This is a genomic window from Streptacidiphilus jiangxiensis (genome assembly GCF_900109465.1).
GTDB lineage: Bacteria > Actinomycetota > Actinomycetes > Streptomycetales > Streptomycetaceae > Streptacidiphilus > Streptacidiphilus jiangxiensis.
This window is the reverse complement of record NZ_FOAZ01000058.1, coordinates 1-14858: the sequence shown is the minus strand read 5'-3', so window position 1 is coordinate 14858 and position 14858 is coordinate 1. Positions and strand designations below refer to the sequence as shown.

14 protein-coding genes, 2 pseudogenes and 1 riboswitch are annotated in these 14858 nt (G+C 69.6%); of the genes and pseudogenes, 12 read left to right on the top strand and 4 right to left on the bottom strand.

What is annotated here, in order from left to right; all coding sequences use genetic code 11:
* From BMY61_RS42830 to BMY61_RS42820, 3 genes are all read left to right on the top strand, one after another.
* Window positions 1-567 (top strand): IS5 family transposase (locus BMY61_RS42830; RefSeq protein WP_143094825.1); only part of this gene is annotated, 567 nt, incomplete at its 5' end.
* A 30-nt stretch (window positions 568-597) separates the two neighbouring features.
* Window positions 598-1101 carry a hypothetical protein gene (locus tag BMY61_RS42825; RefSeq protein WP_075004299.1) on the top strand — a complete coding sequence of 168 codons (504 nt, stop codon included), beginning with the start codon at window positions 598-600 and terminating at the stop codon, window positions 1099-1101.
* A gap of 29 nt (window positions 1102-1130) precedes the next feature.
* Entirely contained in the window at window positions 1131-2018 is an 888-nt protein-coding gene (locus BMY61_RS42820) for a hypothetical protein (RefSeq protein WP_042461248.1), read from the top strand.
* 32 nt (window positions 2019-2050) lie between these two features.
* Here the strand turns inward: BMY61_RS42820 and BMY61_RS42815 are convergent, their stop codons facing one another.
* Window positions 2051-2986: a hypothetical protein gene (locus BMY61_RS42815; RefSeq protein ID WP_042461250.1), complete on the bottom strand. Its 936-nt coding sequence runs from the start codon at window positions 2984-2986 to the stop codon at window positions 2051-2053.
* A gap of 799 nt (window positions 2987-3785) precedes the next feature.
* Here BMY61_RS42815 and BMY61_RS42810 point away from each other — a divergent pair.
* From BMY61_RS42810 to BMY61_RS42780, 9 genes and pseudogenes are all read left to right on the top strand, one after another.
* On the top strand, window positions 3786-5819 hold the full coding sequence (locus tag BMY61_RS42810; RefSeq protein WP_042461252.1) for a recombinase family protein: 2034 nt from the start codon (window positions 3786-3788) through the stop codon (window positions 5817-5819).
* A pseudogene (locus tag BMY61_RS42805) lies at window positions 5738-6679 on the top strand (amidohydrolase family protein); the annotation flags it as partial. The gene BMY61_RS42810 and the pseudogene BMY61_RS42805, both read left to right, overlap by 82 nt.
* 76 nt (window positions 6680-6755) lie before the next feature.
* Window positions 6756-7771 (top strand): annotated as a pseudogene (locus BMY61_RS48930) (TIGR03842 family LLM class F420-dependent oxidoreductase).
* A 102-nt stretch (window positions 7772-7873) separates the two neighbouring features.
* Window positions 7874-8041 (top strand): hypothetical protein, encoded by a 168-nt coding sequence (locus tag BMY61_RS46915; protein ID WP_161791367.1) that lies wholly within the window; start codon window positions 7874-7876, stop codon window positions 8039-8041.
* 61 nt (window positions 8042-8102) lie between these two features.
* Window positions 8103-8215: riboswitch (SAM riboswitch) on the top strand.
* 34 nt (window positions 8216-8249) lie between these two features.
* Window positions 8250-8384: a putative leader peptide gene (locus BMY61_RS48540; RefSeq protein WP_269084000.1), complete on the top strand. Its 135-nt coding sequence runs from the start codon at window positions 8250-8252 to the stop codon at window positions 8382-8384.
* A 117-nt stretch (window positions 8385-8501) separates the two neighbouring features.
* Window positions 8502-9512, top strand: coding sequence for an amino acid ABC transporter permease (locus BMY61_RS42795; protein WP_236656686.1), 1011 nt, complete (start codon window positions 8502-8504; stop codon window positions 9510-9512).
* Complete coding sequence (locus tag BMY61_RS42790) at window positions 9509-10288, top strand: amino acid ABC transporter ATP-binding protein (protein WP_042461255.1); 780 nt, start codon at window positions 9509-9511, stop codon at window positions 10286-10288. The genes BMY61_RS42795 and BMY61_RS42790 overlap by 4 nt, the downstream gene beginning before the upstream one ends.
* Window positions 10289-10389: 101 nt before the next feature.
* Window positions 10390-11337: a transporter substrate-binding domain-containing protein gene (locus tag BMY61_RS42785; protein ID WP_042461258.1), complete on the top strand. Its 948-nt coding sequence runs from the start codon at window positions 10390-10392 to the stop codon at window positions 11335-11337.
* Between the two features lie 309 nt (window positions 11338-11646).
* Window positions 11647-12498: a DUF1684 domain-containing protein gene (locus tag BMY61_RS42780; protein WP_042461260.1), complete on the top strand. Its 852-nt coding sequence runs from the start codon at window positions 11647-11649 to the stop codon at window positions 12496-12498.
* Here the strand turns inward: BMY61_RS42780 and BMY61_RS42775 are convergent.
* The 3 genes from BMY61_RS42775 to BMY61_RS42765 form a co-directional block, all read right to left on the bottom strand.
* A complete protein-coding gene (locus BMY61_RS42775; RefSeq protein WP_042461263.1) occupies window positions 12474-13298 on the bottom strand; it encodes a DUF1684 domain-containing protein in 825 nt (274 codons plus the stop codon). The genes BMY61_RS42780 and BMY61_RS42775 overlap by 25 nt on opposite strands.
* On the bottom strand, window positions 13295-13837 hold the full coding sequence (locus BMY61_RS42770) for a flavin reductase family protein (RefSeq protein WP_042461265.1): 543 nt from the start codon (window positions 13835-13837) through the stop codon (window positions 13295-13297). Before BMY61_RS42770 ends, BMY61_RS42775 begins: the two co-directional genes overlap by 4 nt.
* A partial coding sequence (locus tag BMY61_RS42765) for an LLM class flavin-dependent oxidoreductase (RefSeq protein WP_075004298.1) occupies window positions 13834-14858 on the bottom strand: 1025 nt, incomplete at its 5' end. The genes BMY61_RS42770 and BMY61_RS42765, both read right to left, overlap by 4 nt.

Genomic DNA, 14858 nt, shown 5'->3' with positions numbered 1-14858 from the left:
GACGCCTATCCCAACCGGGAAGAGCGCCGACGTATCCGGCGACGCCACAGACTCCGACTGAAGCAGGCTCTCCTGGGACGATCCCGAGGCGGACAGACCAGCAAGGTGCACCTGGCCGCGGACCGCAAGTGCCGCCCGCTGGCGTTCATCCTGACCGCAGGACAGGCCGCGGACAGCCCCCAGTTCATCCCAGTGCTGAAGAAGATCCGGGTCCGCGGGGCCGTCGGACGTCCTCGCACCCGGCCGGACGCAGTCGCCGGAGACAAGGCCTATTCGTCCCGCGGCAACCGAACCCATCTGCGAAATCGCCATATCAAGGCGGTGATCCCGGAGAAGACGGACCAGGCCGCGAATCGGAGGAAGAAGGGCCGCGCGGGCGGTCGGCCGGTCGGCCACGACGCCGAGCTCTACAAGGAGCGGAACACCGTCGAGCGCCTGATCAACAAGCTGAAGGCCTGGCGAGGCATCGCCACTCGGTACGACAAGACCCCGGAGAGCTACCTCGCCGGCCTCCACTTACGCGCCTCGATGATCTGGATCAGAGAGTTCGTCGAAGCCCCTTCTTGATCACGACTCGATACGCGCCCTAGGAAGGCGGTGATCCTGGCCCGGAAGGACGGACGCTACGGCGAGGTCGAACTCCTCGCCCTCTACCCGGACACCGGTGCTCTGGTGTCCACATACAATGAGCCGCCGAGCCAGCGCCCGTGGGCCGGACCGTGCCCGGACCCGGTCGAGGCGCGCGCCTCCTTCGGGCTCGACGCACCCGACGGCATCCCCCAGCCACCCTCCTTCGCTGACGCGCCCCTTGCACCGGCCAGCCCCGAAGGGCTCCACCGCGCGATCGCCACCGGCAGGCTGCGTGTCCACGACCGCTGCCGCGGCCCCGACGGAACCCTCATGGCCCTGGCCGCCTATCCCGCCAGCGGCCGGGCAGTGCACCTCCACGGCGAAGGCGACCAGCGCCACATCGCCGCCCGTTTCGACACCACCGAGCAAGCCCGCGCCGCCTGGCGCCAACCGCAGCGCGCACCCGCATCCAGGCTCGCCGCAGACACCACCACAGTCACCGCGCGGCGCAACGCGCCCCGCCACCGATGACCCAGGGAGCGACCACGACACCGGATCTGATGATCACGCTCGACCTCGACGACCACGGCTACCTCACCGCAGCCACCGACGAGCCCAGCCCGGCCGCCGACCGAGCCTTGTCACTCCTCGGCTTCATCCGCCCCCGCGGCCAGCGCCACCAAATCCTCGACGTCGACCCCGGCGAACGCCTCGACGTCGCCACCGACTGCGCACGGCTCCTGACCGCCGCCGGCTACGAAGTCGCCGCCACCCCCGCCCTCATCCCCGACGGCCCACCGCCGCCGACCCCGGTCGGCGAGGAGGCCCTCGGCGACCCCACCATCGCGATCACCCGGCACCCGGTGCTGGGCATCACCGCCACCAGCGTCGCCTCTGGCGAAGGCGACGCCCACCGGCTCATCACCCGCGCGGGCTTCCACTACCTGCCCACCCACAGCACGTACGTGCTGCCCTTCGACATCCCCCACGACCGGGCGCTGGCCGCCGCCACCGAACTGACCCGGCAACTCGCCGCACACCACATCCCCGCCGCAGTCAGCCCCGCCATCCACCACCCCCTGCCCGGCCAACGCCTCACCGACCACCCCACTGATATCGCCCCGAACCCCGCGGACCCACGGAGCGGCTGGGCGACCCGCATCGCCCAGTACCTCCGCGCCGTGGCCGACCGCCTGGTCCCCGCACCGCCGAGCTCGCTGCCGCAGCCCGTCCCGCACACGGGCACGGCCTGGGTGCAGGTGCCCCTGAGTGGCCCGAAGCCTCGGTGGACCCCGCCGGCGGCGCTGCCTCTGGCGCCTGGAGTAGTCCTGCGTGCTCAGGGTGCCCGCCAGTCCTCCGTATTCCAGCCGACCCACAGTCCGGCACCGACCCCGCCGCCGCCCTGCGCGCGGCAGCCCCTTTCGCCGGTCCAGCGTCGTCCACGGTGACGTCGAGCTCCGTACTGGCCCAGCGGGGGGCGCTACCCCGCGTACGCACGGTGAAGCAGCCAGGCGATCGCCTCCAGGTCGTCGCCGCAGGTCACTCGGACCTCCAGGGCACCCGTCCCCAAATGGCCGACACCTCGCACGTCCCGCACCAGCCCCGCGACCTCCTCGACGGAATCGGGATCAGGGAGTGTGAGGTACGCCGCCAGGGTGTGGATCCCTGGAAGCACGGTCACACAGACGAAGTTCCGGCCCTGACGACGGTAGGCCACGTAGTGCTGCAGCGACTCGCGCTCCACCCCGGTCCACCCGCACAGCAACTCGTCCAGCTCCCAGAACAACGTCAGCAGCGACACCGGAGCTCGCCCCAGCTTGTCGGTGAAGGAGCGCCCCAGCGAGGGGCGCCGAACCACCCCAGCCCCCGGCTCCGGGGCATCCGCCGGAAGCTCTATCGAGCGGCTCTGACCTCCTGCAACAACGTCCTCCAGCGCAAGCAGACCCTTCTCGAAGCAGTGGAAGCGCACCAACTCAACCCGGCGCCCGACATACCGGATCGCCTCGCGGTCGAACCGGGTGAAATCCGCGGCCAGGCACACGACGCGCGGCGACGACCAGTCCACTCCGGCAGCGGCTTCAGGCCCGAGGCGCCGTTCGACGAGCGCTTCGAACTCGCTGCGATGGTCCTCCAACCACGAGAGGTAGAACAACGCCTGGTTCACCACGTTGTGATCACGGCCGCGCTTGTATTCCACCAGCACCGGCGCGCCCGTTGCCCGGTCAAGGCCCAGCGAGTCGATCCGTCCCCGGTGTACCTCACCAGTTGCGTATTCCGATGCCAGGAACTCCGCCCCTAGGAGGGTGCCCATGCTCGCTTCTACGGTCCGTTGAAGATCGCGCTCGCGCCGCAGTGCCCGTGTTGGTACCGGCTGCGCACCGTCTTCCGTCAGCCGGAAGAGTCTCATCTCACTCATCAGTCCACCCCCGTCATCGACACTATGCGAAGGACAATCCCGCAGGTCACTGACCTATTCCCTCTCGGCTGGGCGCGCTGGCGTTGAGAGAGCGGCAGGAATGACGCCTTCGCAAGGAATGCAACAAGGAGTGCGGCCAAAAGGCTGGCTGACATCTGGTTTCGGAGCGCTCGGTCCGCGAAACGTAGGCGGGGCCGGCAGGAGCCTGGAGGAACTCCGCGAGGACGTTGCCCACGTACGACTTCGTCCACCACCACCGGGCGGCGCACCGCGCCCCCACTGTTGACCTAGGGAGCAACCACGACTCCGAATCTGAGGTTCAGCCTCGGCTGTTGCGCGTACAGCGACCCCACCGCCGTCACCCTCGAACTCGGCTATGCGCTCATCCCCGGTCTCGCTGAAGGGCTCCCGGAACGGGGATCAGAGCAATCGCTCGGCATCGCTACCGAGGCAATCGGGTTGGGCGTATGACTGCGGGAAGGCGAGAGCGCTCATCCGAAGTCGAGGCAGCACGACCAACTGTTGTCCTCGATTGGAGGCCTCGCAGCTTCACAACTCAGGAGCGCCGTCGGCTTGCCGCCATGCTCTTCGGGGGCACCAGTGACGACAAGAGGGATGAGTCGGAGAGCACTTCGTGTAGTGACTTCATGCGGCCCCTTGAGTAGATTGCGATCGCAGTGAAGTCATCGATAGCTGGGTAGATTTGGCTGGCCAGGACGTCAGCCAAGAAGGGAGAGAAGGCTTGCGTCGGCCGATACCGCCTCGCAGTGCAAAGCGCGGTTCTGGACAGTTGGTCCGGGTGGCAATCTATCTTCGCGTCTCTACGGTCAAGCAGCTCAAGGGCTATGGGCTGCAGGTCCAGTTGGAGGAGTGTCTGGCCTGGCTGGATTACCGGTTGGGCCAGGGCATGTATGTGTATGAGGTGTTCACGGATGGCGGGGTATCGGGGAAGCTCGCGCAGCGCCCTGAACTGGATGCGCTGAACAATGCGGTCTGTGAGGGCCGCTTCGACTTGGTGGTGTTCGGGAAGCTCGACCGTATTGGTCGGACGATGAAGGACATCCACCGATGGGTGTATGACACGACCGATCGGGGTGTCCGTGTCGCTACCGCTGATGGGCGTATCGACAGCGACGACGACATGTTCGGGATCCTGCTGAGCCTGCTTGCCTACATGGCGGAGCTTGAGCACGCCATGATCTTGGACCGGACGATGGGTGGGCGGGAGAAGAAGCTATCGGCGGGCGGTTGGCCGGGGGGAGTGGCGCCGTTCTGGCTGCAGCTTCCCGGTAAGGGCTCGAACGATCCGCCGACGTTGCGTGAGGAGGGGATTCGGCTGCTGGAGGCAGCCGCGTCCCTGCTGGTGGACGAGCGTCGGCACGCGGAGGAGGCAGCCCGCAGGCTGAATCTTCTGGGCTACCGAACCGTGCGGGGTCTGGAGTGGACCGGGGCGAATCTGATCCGGACGTTCCAGCAGACGGGGTTGGACGGCTACATCGTCTATCGGAACACCGAGCACCCGCGTGGGGCTTCGGTGCGGATGGGGGAGGACGGGCTGCCGTTGTACGGGGAGACCGTTCGGATTCCTGTCCCCACACCGCTTCCGGCGGACAGGGTGACGGCGGTACGTCAGGCGTTGGCGCAACGCTCGTTCGTGAAGCCGGAGGAGCGGGGCTACCTGCTGTCGGGGCGGTTGAAGGCGCCGTGCGGACACCACTACATCGGCACCCACCGGTCGACGCGCGACCGTACCACCTACCGGTGTAGCGGCCACCGTGCCCAGCCGGCCTGCGGCTGCCAGGAGATCCTGGCCGAGCCGCTTGAGGCGGTGGTGTGGGGGGAGATGGTCAAGGTCCTCGGCGACCGGGAGAAGCTGAGGGCTCTCGCGCGGGAGTGGATCGGTGACGTACCGGAGCGTGCCCGCACTTACCGCGAGCGCATCATCGAACTCGACGCACAGCTCGAGCGGCACCGCACCATGCGCAAGACCAAGCTCCTCGCCCTCGCCACCGCCATGGCCGCCGACGGGGACGACGGCAGTGGAACCGAGGTCGAGATCCAGCAGGCGATAACGGAGCTCAAGGCGGAGCTGAAGGACAAGGAGGCCCGGCTGCGGCGGATGCGCGAGGAGACCGTGGAGTGGCTGGCCGAGGCCGAGGCGCAGGAGGAGCGCGCGCAGGAGGTGCTGGAGCTTGCCCTGCATACTGACGAGCGCCTGGCCGACATGCCGGTCGAGAACCGGCAGGACCTCCTCGACCTCCTAGACGTCGAAGTAGCCGTCACCAGCGACGTCCCAGGCTCGCTGCGCCGGACCGGCTGCCCGTTCGAGACCTGGTTCGAAGACCGCGACCTCCTTGTCCCGCCTGCGCTGACTGAGGAGCGGTGGTCATCGATCGCAGGCCTGTTCCCGGTACTGAGGGTGGGGCCCACGGTGGTGCCGCCGCGACTGGCGTTCGAGGCCTCCCTGTACAAGGCCCGGACCGGGCTGGCGTGGAAGGATCTTCCCGACGCCATCACTGAAGGAAGGCGCCCCCACAGCGTCTATCAGCGTGCACTGATGCAGATGAAGTCCGGCGCGTGGGAGCAGGCCGTCCGCGCCCTCGGCTCCTACGAGGGCACTCCGGTGCCGCCGACGTACGCGCTGCCGGATCTCCACATCACCGCCAGCTTCGACCCGCGACTGAGCAGCCTGCCCCGCGCGGCCAGTGATGGTGAGTCCAGTGTGACTGGGGAGGGCGCAGAGAGATCATTTTCAAATTGTTTATGGCATACGCCCGCCTATTTCTTAGTGACGACGGCCGCATCTTGCGGGCCATGCAGCGCTCTGCCGTGAATGGCGGGCTGATCATGATGCACCCGGAGAACGGCGTGGCGATCGACGTGCTGGTCGAGCAGGCCTTGGCTCGTGGTGAGCGTGACCCTCGGTATCACGGGGAGGTCCGCCATGCCCTTCTTGAGGCGGAGGCGACGCACCGGGCGATCCAGTTGGCGCGAGTGGCGGGCGCGCCGCTGTACGTCGTCCACGTGTCGGCGGAGCAGGCGGTCGCGGAGATCGCGCAGGCGCGTGACCTGGGGCTGAACGTGTTCGGGGAGACGTGCCCGCAGTACCTGTTCCTGTCGACGGACAACCTGGCGGAGCCGGACTTCGAGGGCGCGAAGTACGTGTGCTCGACGCCGCTGCGGCCGCGCGAGCACCAGGCGGCGCTGTGGCGGGGGCTGCGGACGAACGACCTCTCCGTCGTTTCCACCGACCACTGCCCGTTCTGCTTCGTGGGGCAGAAGGAGCTCGGGCGCGGGGACTTCTCGAAGATCCCGAACGGTCTGCCGGGCGTGGAGAACCGGATGGACCTGCTGCACCAGGCGGTCCTGGACGGGCACATCTCGCGGCGTCGCTGGATCGAGCTGGCTTGCGCGACGCCTGCGCGGATGTTCGGCCTGTATCCGCGCAAGGGGACCATCGCGCCGGGTGCGGACGCGGACATCGTCGTCTACGACCCGCACGACCGCTACACGATGTCGGCGCAGACGCACCACATGAACGTCGACTACTCCGCGTACGAGGGCCGGACCGTTTCCGGGCGGGCGCGAACGGTGCTGTCGCGCGGCGCGGTGGTCGTCGACCGCGGCGAGTACCGCGGCCACGCCGGCCACGGCACCTTCCTGCCGCGTGCCACGAGCCAGTACCTCATCTGAGTCCGGCCGGTTCGGAGCCTCGCATGCTCTGAGCCGACCCCCCCACCAAGAACCGCACGTCTGAAAGGCGCCTGTGATGGATATCGGCCTCGTCCTCCAGACCGATCCGCCGGCCCGTCTGCTCGTCGAGCGGATGATCCGCGCCGAACGGGCCGGGTTCACCCACGGCTGGACGTTCGACTCCTGCGTGCTGTGGCAGGAGCCGTTCGTGATCTACAGCCAGATCCTCGCGAACACCGAGCGGTTGACGGTCGGCCCGATGGTGACCAACCCGGTCACCCGGACGTGGGAGGTCACCGCCTCCCTCTTCGCGACGCTCAACGACATGTTCGGCGCCCGCTCCGTCTGCGGCATCGGCCGCGGCGACTCCGCGCAGCGGGTCGCCGGCCGCAAGCCGGCCACGCTGGAGCGGCTCTCACACGCCATGCATGTGATCAAGGAGCTCGCGGAGGGCCGGGAGGCCGAGGTCGACGGCACGGTCATGCAGATCCCGTGGATCACCGGCTCGCCGAAGCTGCCGATCTGGATGGGCGCCTACGGGCCGAAGGCCCTGGAGCTGACCGGACGCCAGGCCGACGGCTTCATCCTCCAGCTCGCCGACCCGTTCCTGACCGAGTGGATGGTCAGGCCGTCCGCCGCGCGGCCGAGGAGGCCGGCCGCGACCCGGCCTCGGTCACGGTCTGCGTCGCCGCGCCCGCGTACGTCACGGACGGCAGCGCTGAACAGCTCGCCCACGCGCGGGAGCAGTGCCGCTGGTTCGGCGGCATGGTCGGCAACCACGTCGCCGACCTCGTCTCCCGCTACGGCGAACACTCCGGCCTGGTCCCGGACGCGCTGACGGACTACATCAAGGAGCGCCAAGGCTACGACTACTCCCACCACGGCCGCGCCGGCAACCCGGACACCGCCTTCGTCCCGGACGAGATCGTCGACCGCTTCTGCCTGATCGGCCCCGTCCACGCGCACCTGGAGAAACTGGACCACCTGCGCTCCCTCGGCGTGGACCAGTTCGCCATCTACGCCATGCACGACGCCGTCGAACCGACCATCGACGCCTACGGGAAGCACATCATCCCGACGCTGGCAGACTGAACCACGCCGTCGAGGATCCCCTGTCAAACCCGCGGCCACCCTGCATCGCCGTTCAGGGTGGCCGCGGCCTCTGTGAGGCAGGCATCTGGCGGAGCGCGAGACGTGGCACACTTGATCCCCAGCGGCCGCCGCTGGCTCGCGACGCCGCTCTCGACGACGGAGTTGCCGGCAGATCTGCCGCTGCCTCCCGGTGAGCACATCGGTGCCGTCATGGAGGTACTACAGCGAGGCCGCGCCGAGCTGAACGCGCTCGTTACGGCCTGGGCCTGATCTGCGGTCAGGCACCGTGGCGGCATTGTCCAAACGGCGTCGAGCAGTTAGCCTCGTCGCAGGTCATGAGTGTCAGCGTGTGGCCCTGGCTTGCTGACCGGCAACCCTCGATACAGCGGTGGGGTGCTCCAGGTGACGACCCGACAGGACAGGGCTGTCCTGTAAGCGCGAGGCCCGATGCGGCCCTGAGGACTGTGAGGTGATCCGGATGACGTCGGCGAACCGCCTTCGCCACCGCGGCGTCCGGCAGCCCTGCGCGTTCTTCGAGTTCAGCGCGGTCCGTCGCCATGTCGACCTGCAGCGGGTCAGCAGCGCACTGTGTCCGGGCATCCGTCCGGTCTGACGACCGATCCCGGAACAGTCCCGCCCTTTCTCACCCGCACGCCGCGCCGCGGCTCCAGTCGCCATGCCTTGCCTGGTGGCGCCGGCGTCGTGCCTCCATGGGATGGAAACCTCCGCCATGAGCAGCTCCGACACGCCCACACGCACGCTCGCGCCCCCACCCGAACCGGTGCGGGACGACCCCGAACGGCCGAGCGACGAACAGTTGCTCGCGGCTCGGCCGGTGCCGCTGCGCCGCCCGGGCCGATGGCTCACCGCCTTGACCCTGCTCGTCCTGCTCGCCATGTTCGGCCATACCGTGCTGACCAATCCGCGCTTCCAGTGGTCGGTCGTCGGCGACTTCTTCCTCAGCGGTTCCATCCTGCGTGGGCTCGCGCTGACGCTGTGGCTGACGGCCGCGGTGATGGCCTCCGGGTACCTTCTCGGGATCGGCGTCGCCGCGATGCGTCTGTCACGCAACCCTGTCCTGGTCTCGGGGAGCTTCGGCTTCGTGTGGCTGCTGCGCTCCGTCCCACCGCTGGTCCAGCTGCTGTTCTGGTACGAACTCGCGTCGCTGTATCCGCAGTTGTCGCTCGGCATCCCCTTCGGCAGGGAGTTCGTCACGGTGCGCACCGCGCACCTGTTCAGTGGGTTGCTCGCCGCCTACGTGGGGCTCAGTCTCGACGTGGCCGCCTTCTCCTCCGAGATCGTTCGGGGCGGCATCCTCTCCGTCGACCCGGGGCAGACCGAGGCGGCCCAGGCCCTCGGCCTCGGACCGGTGCGGATCTTCCGCAGGATCGTCCTCCCGCAGGCCATGCCGTCGATCGTGCCCGCCTCGGGCAACCTGCTGATCGGCATGCTCAAGGCGACCTCGATCGTCAGTGTTATCGCCGTGCAGGACCTGCTCTACTCCACCCAGCTGGTTTACAACCAGAACTTCCTGATCATCCCGCTGCTGCTGGTCGCCACCCTCTGGTACGTCATCCTCACCACGCTGCTCTCGATCGGTCAGTTCTTCGTCGAGCGGCACTTCACCCGCGGCGGCAGGCGCCGTGACGAGCAGGGATTGTGGCGAACGCTCCGGAGCAACGCGCCCCTGCTGGGCCGCGCGAGCGCTGTCGACCGCGCCGGACTTGCGGGTCTGTCATGACGGGCGACGTGACGGGCGGGCCGTTGGTGCGGATCAGGGGTCTGCGCAAGAGCTTCGGTTCGCAGCCGGTGCTGGACGGTGTCGACCTGGATATCCGACGGGGCGAGGTCACCGTGCTGCTCGGACCGTCAGGGTCGGGGAAATCCACCCTGCTGCGAAGCATCAACCACCTGGAACGCCCCGACGCCGGGTTCGTCGAAGTCGGCGGCGAGCTCGTCGGCTATCGCTACCAAGGCGGCAGGCTGCGTGAGTTGGGCCAGCGGGCGATCACCCGCCAGCGGGCCCGGGTCGGGATGGTCTTCCAGCAGTTCAATCTCTTTCCGCACCTCACCGTCCTCGACAACCTCGTGGAAGCCCCGGTCGCCGTCCACGGACGGCCCAGGAGCGGGGCCGAGGCCAAGGCGCGGGAGCTGCTGGACCGCGTCGGTCTTGGCGGGCGTGAGGGTGCGTTCCCTCGGCAACTGTCCGGCGGACAGCAGCAGCGCGTCGCGATCGCGCGGGCGCTGGCGATGGAGCCGCAACTGCTGCTCTTCGACGAGCCCACCAGCGCTCTCGACCCCGAGCTGGTGGGTGAGGTCCTCGCGGTGATGAAGGACCTCGCGGAGAGCGGCATGACCATGCTCGTGGTCACCCACGAGATCGGCTTCGCCCGGGAAGTCGCCGACACGGTGGTCTTCCTCGACGGTGGCCGGATCGTGGAGTCCGGCTCCCCGGCGGAAGTGCTGACCCGGCCCCGCCACGAGCGCTCGCGCGCCTTCCTTGCCGCCGTGCTCTGACACCCGATCAAGCGGCAGTACCGCTACCCACGAACTCTCCGAAAGGACAGCTTTCCGTGAGGACTTTCGCACGTCATCAGCTCAGTTTCCCTCATGCTTCGGTGACCGGCGCAGTCGTCGGTGCACTCGCTCTTGCTCTGCTCAGCGGTTGTGACTCGGCCGCCACGACAGCCACGACCCCGGCCGCCGGCCCCGCCGCGGGCGGCCCGGCGTCCGAGGCGGCCTCGATCCCGAGTCAGGACGTCGTCTCGACGATCCCCACCGACGCCGCGCTCCATGCGGAGCTGCCCGCGGCGATCCAGAGCCGGGGCACGCTCCTGCTCGGCACCAGCCAGGCGATCGGAACGTCGGGCCTTCCGCACGCAGGCCAGGGACCGGGTGGAAGGACCGTCGGCCTCGATGTCGACCTGCGCGACGCCGTCGCCAAGGTGCTCGGCGTCCGCTGGGACATCCAGTACGGGACCTTCCAGACCGTCATCCCCGGTGTTCAGAACGGCAGGTACGACGTGGGTCAGGACAACTTCGGTGCGACCAGGGCGCGCGAGAAGGTCGTCGACTTCGCCACCTACCTGAACGACGGCCAGTCGTTCCTCGGCTCAAAGGAGCTGAAGACGGACTCGGTGACCAGCCTCACCGATCTGTGCGGATATAACATCGCCACCAGCCCCGGCTCGACCTTCCAGCAGATCCTCACCGCCGGCGCGTCGAAGTGCGCGGCGGTCGGCAAAAGTCCTTACCACGTGCAGTACTTCGCCGACGCCGCACCGATCTTCCTCGGCCTGGCCAACGGCAAGGTGGACATCTACTTCGGTCCCACCCTGAGCCTGAAGTACGACGCGCTGAACCTGCCGGACACCAAGTACCTCGGTCAGATCAGCACGACTCCCGTCGGCTTCGTCACCGCGAAGGGGTCCCCGGTCGCGAAGGCGATCAGCGACGCGGTCAACAAGCTCATCGCGAGCGGTGCCTACGCGAAGATCTTCGCCAAGTGGGGTGTGCCGGACACCGCCGTCAGCAGCTCGGTGGTCAACCCCGCAGCGACGTTCTGAGCGGAGACGCGGCGGTGTTGACGGGCCACACCCGCGCTGGTGCACTGGAGGGCATGACGTCCTCCGGGCAGCCGCTGGTCATCCGCGGCCACATCGACTTCGGTCGGGTGTGGTCCGCCTCGCATCGCCGCTGAACCGGTTCGTCGCAACGGCTTCGCACGCGTGGGCCGTGGGCTGATCAGCCCCGCCCGTCCCGGTGCGGTGCCGGCGACGCTCCCACGTTGCCCCCGATCCGGCGGCGCATCCCCGGCCGCATCCCGGCCTCGGGCCTTCCCCTGTCCTGTTGCCAGATCCCGTGAGGAGCCGTTCATGGATGCCGCATTCGAGACGTGGAAGCACTGGCGGGACGAGCGCGTCATCAGCGCCCGCGCGCTCTACGGGCCACTGTCACTCACCGGCACGCACTGGCTCGACGCGCCACGGTCCAGCGGCCCGAACCTGCCGGGCCGTTGGACCGTGGACCGGCAGCCCGGCAGGAACGCAAAGGGCGGCCAGGTCGTGCTGACCGCCGCCCGGCACGACGGGATCTCCGTCGACGACCGCCCGTTCGACGGCACGCTGCGGCTCTGTCCCGAGGACGGCGGAGCCGGGGGCCCGCGCATCGGCCACGGCGGCCGGAAGCTGGAGCTGATCGCGCGCGAGAGCCGCTACGCCGTCCGTGTCTTCGACCCCGCCGCCCGGGCGCGAGCCGCGTTCGCCGGTATCGACGCCTTCCCCTACGACGACCGCTGGGTGCTGCCCGCGCGGTTCGAGCCGTTTCCGGCAAGCCGCAGCGTCCGGGTACCGCACAGCGACGGCCACACCCGCCCGACCGTCCTCGTCGGTACGGTGACGTTCCGCCAGGGGAGTGCCCTGTACACGCTGGCGGCCGCCCGCACGCCGGAGGGCACGCTGAACGTGACCGTGGCAGATCTCAGCCGTCGGGCGGAGAAGTGCGGGTTCCGCGTCGTCGAGATGCCCGCGCCGGATCCGTTGGGCACGACCGTCGTCGACTTCAACAGTGCGCAGCTGCCCCCCTCGGCGTTCGCCGAGCACTACCTGTGCCCGCTTCCGCCGGAGGGGAACACGCTGCCCTTGCCGGTTCGCGCGGGTGAGCGCCGCCTTCTGTCGCACCGCGGCTCGGAGCAGGGCCGTCGTCAGCGACTGCCCGCGCGCTCGTAAGGGATCTTCTCCCCCGCCTCGACCGCGATCGGCAACCGGTTCTCGGTGGGCGGCAGGGGGCAGGTGGCCAGATCGGTGTAGGCGCAGGGCAGGTTCGTCGCCCGGTTGAAGTCGACCAGCACACGGCCGTCCGCGTCCGGCGTCGCGACGGCGAGGGCGCGGTTGGCGGCGTAGGTGGTCACGCCGGAGGTGGCGTCGGTGAAGAGCACCAGCAGGCTCCCGGGCCGGCTGCCGTCGAACGCGGTGAGCCGGTGGGTCGAGCCGTCGTCGGTCTCGAACTCGATCTCTCCGGGGGCGTCGTAGACGTGTTCCAGGCCCTCGACGGCCGCGCCGACGGTCACCGGGCGCGGAGCTTCGAACGGCAGGTAGCGTCCGGTCAGCGCCCAGCGCGGGTCGGGCGCGTAGGCGGGGGTGTGCGTGTAGTCGCGCCGCAGCTTGTGGTCCGGGTGACGCGGGCGCAGGATGTCGTGCCCGCCGCGCTTGGCGATCTCGATCACGGCGTCACCGGCCTGCGCGAGCAGGCTCGCCCGCTCCGCGACGACGCCGAACCGGTGATGTCCACGCACGGTCTCGCCGTCGACGACGAGCTCCTCGCCGTCGTCCAACCGCACCGCGACGCCGTCCTCGTCGCTGGACCAGGCGCCGGGCGCGTCGGGGAAGCGCTCGGGTTCGGGCGTCAGCCACCGCAGGCTGGTCACGGCGAGGAATCCGTGGGGGTCGGCAAGTGCCCGCTCGTGGGCGGCGTGCCACTGCTCCCACTCGTCCACGAAGGTGTCGAGGTCGGTGTTCTGGGTGGTCATGCGGATTCCTCCGGGAGTCGTGGCGGGGCGAGCCGGCGGAACCGACTCGCGTGGAAGACCAGCGGTGCCACCGCGTGGTCGGCGTCCAGCTCGTGGACGCGCAGCAGGACGATGTCGTGGTCACCGGCCGGGACGAGCCGTTCCACGGCGCAGTCGAACCAGGCGCTCGCACCTGTGATCAGGACCGCCCCGTCCGCGGTGGCGTGCCAGTCGAGTCCGGCGAAGCGGTCGCCGTCGCGGGCGGCGAGCTGTCGGCAGGCGTCCTCCTGGTGCGAGCCGAGCACGCTGACTCCGAGTCGGGTCCGCTCGCGCAGCAGCGGCCAGGTGGCCGAGCTGTGGGCGACGCACACCGAGACCAGGGGCGGGTCGAGGGAAACGGAAGTGAACGAGCTGGCGGCGATGCCGACCGGGGCCCCGTCCACGAGCGCGGCGAGGGCGGTGACCCCGGTCGGGAACGCGCCGAACGCGTGCCGGAGTCGTTCCGGGCGCAGCGCAGGCCGTGCCGGGCTTGTCTGTGGCTCCGCCTGGATCGCGGTCATCGCCGTCCCCATTCCTCGGCGAGCAGCTCGTAGGAGTGGATGCGGTCCTCGTGGTCGTGGGTGATGGTGGTGATGATGAGCTCGTCGGCGCCGGTGGCGTCGCGCAGGGTCTCCAGCTGGTCGGCGACCTGTGTGGGCGAGCCAACGAACTGGGTCTCGGTCCGGTCCTTCACCAGCGTTCGGTCCGCCTCCGTCCACGCGTGGGCTCGGGCCTCGTCGGGGGTGGGGAAGGGGATCGCGCCGTCGCCGCTGCGGATGCTGCGCACCCACAGCCCGTAGCCGGTGGCCAGCTCCCGGGCGGTGGCCTCGTCCTCCGCCACCACCACGTCGGCGGAGACGCTGACGTAGGGGCGGTCCAGTTCGGCCGAGGGCCGGAAGGCCGCGCGGTAGCTCTCGGCAGCCTCCAGCACGGTGGCCGGGCTGACGTGGTAGTTGGCGGCGAAGCGCAGTCCGTGCGCGCCGGCGACCTCGGCGCTGATCCCCGCGCTGCTGCCGAGGATCCACACCTGGAGGGCGGCGCCCTCGCCGGGTATGACGTGCGCTTCGACGCCGTCCTCGGTGGCGTAGCTTCCGGCCAGCAGGTCGAGGATGTCGGCGATCTGCTCGTCGTACGGCTGCGGGTGCGCGCCCGGCTGCTGCAGGAGCGTGCGGTGCAGGGCGAACCGCGGGTGGCGCAGCAGGTGCTCGTAGGAGAACCGGTCGGGTATGCGCAGGCCGCCCGGGGTGAGGCCGTCGACGACGGGCGCGCCGCCGCCGACGAGGGCCGGCTCGCGGGCAGGGACCCGCGGGGCGGCGGCCTTGGGGGCGCCGGAGCCGCCGGAGCGGCCGAGGCCGAGGTCGAAGCGGCCCGGGTGGAGGGCGTCGAGCAGGCCGAACTCCTCGACGGTGGCCAAGGCGGTGCGGTGGCCCAGCTGGACGGCGCCCGCGCCGAGGCGGATGGTCGAGGTCGCGGCCGCGGTGAGGGCCAGGACGACGGCGGGGGAGGTGCCGGCGACACCGGGGTTGAGGTGGTGCTCGGCGA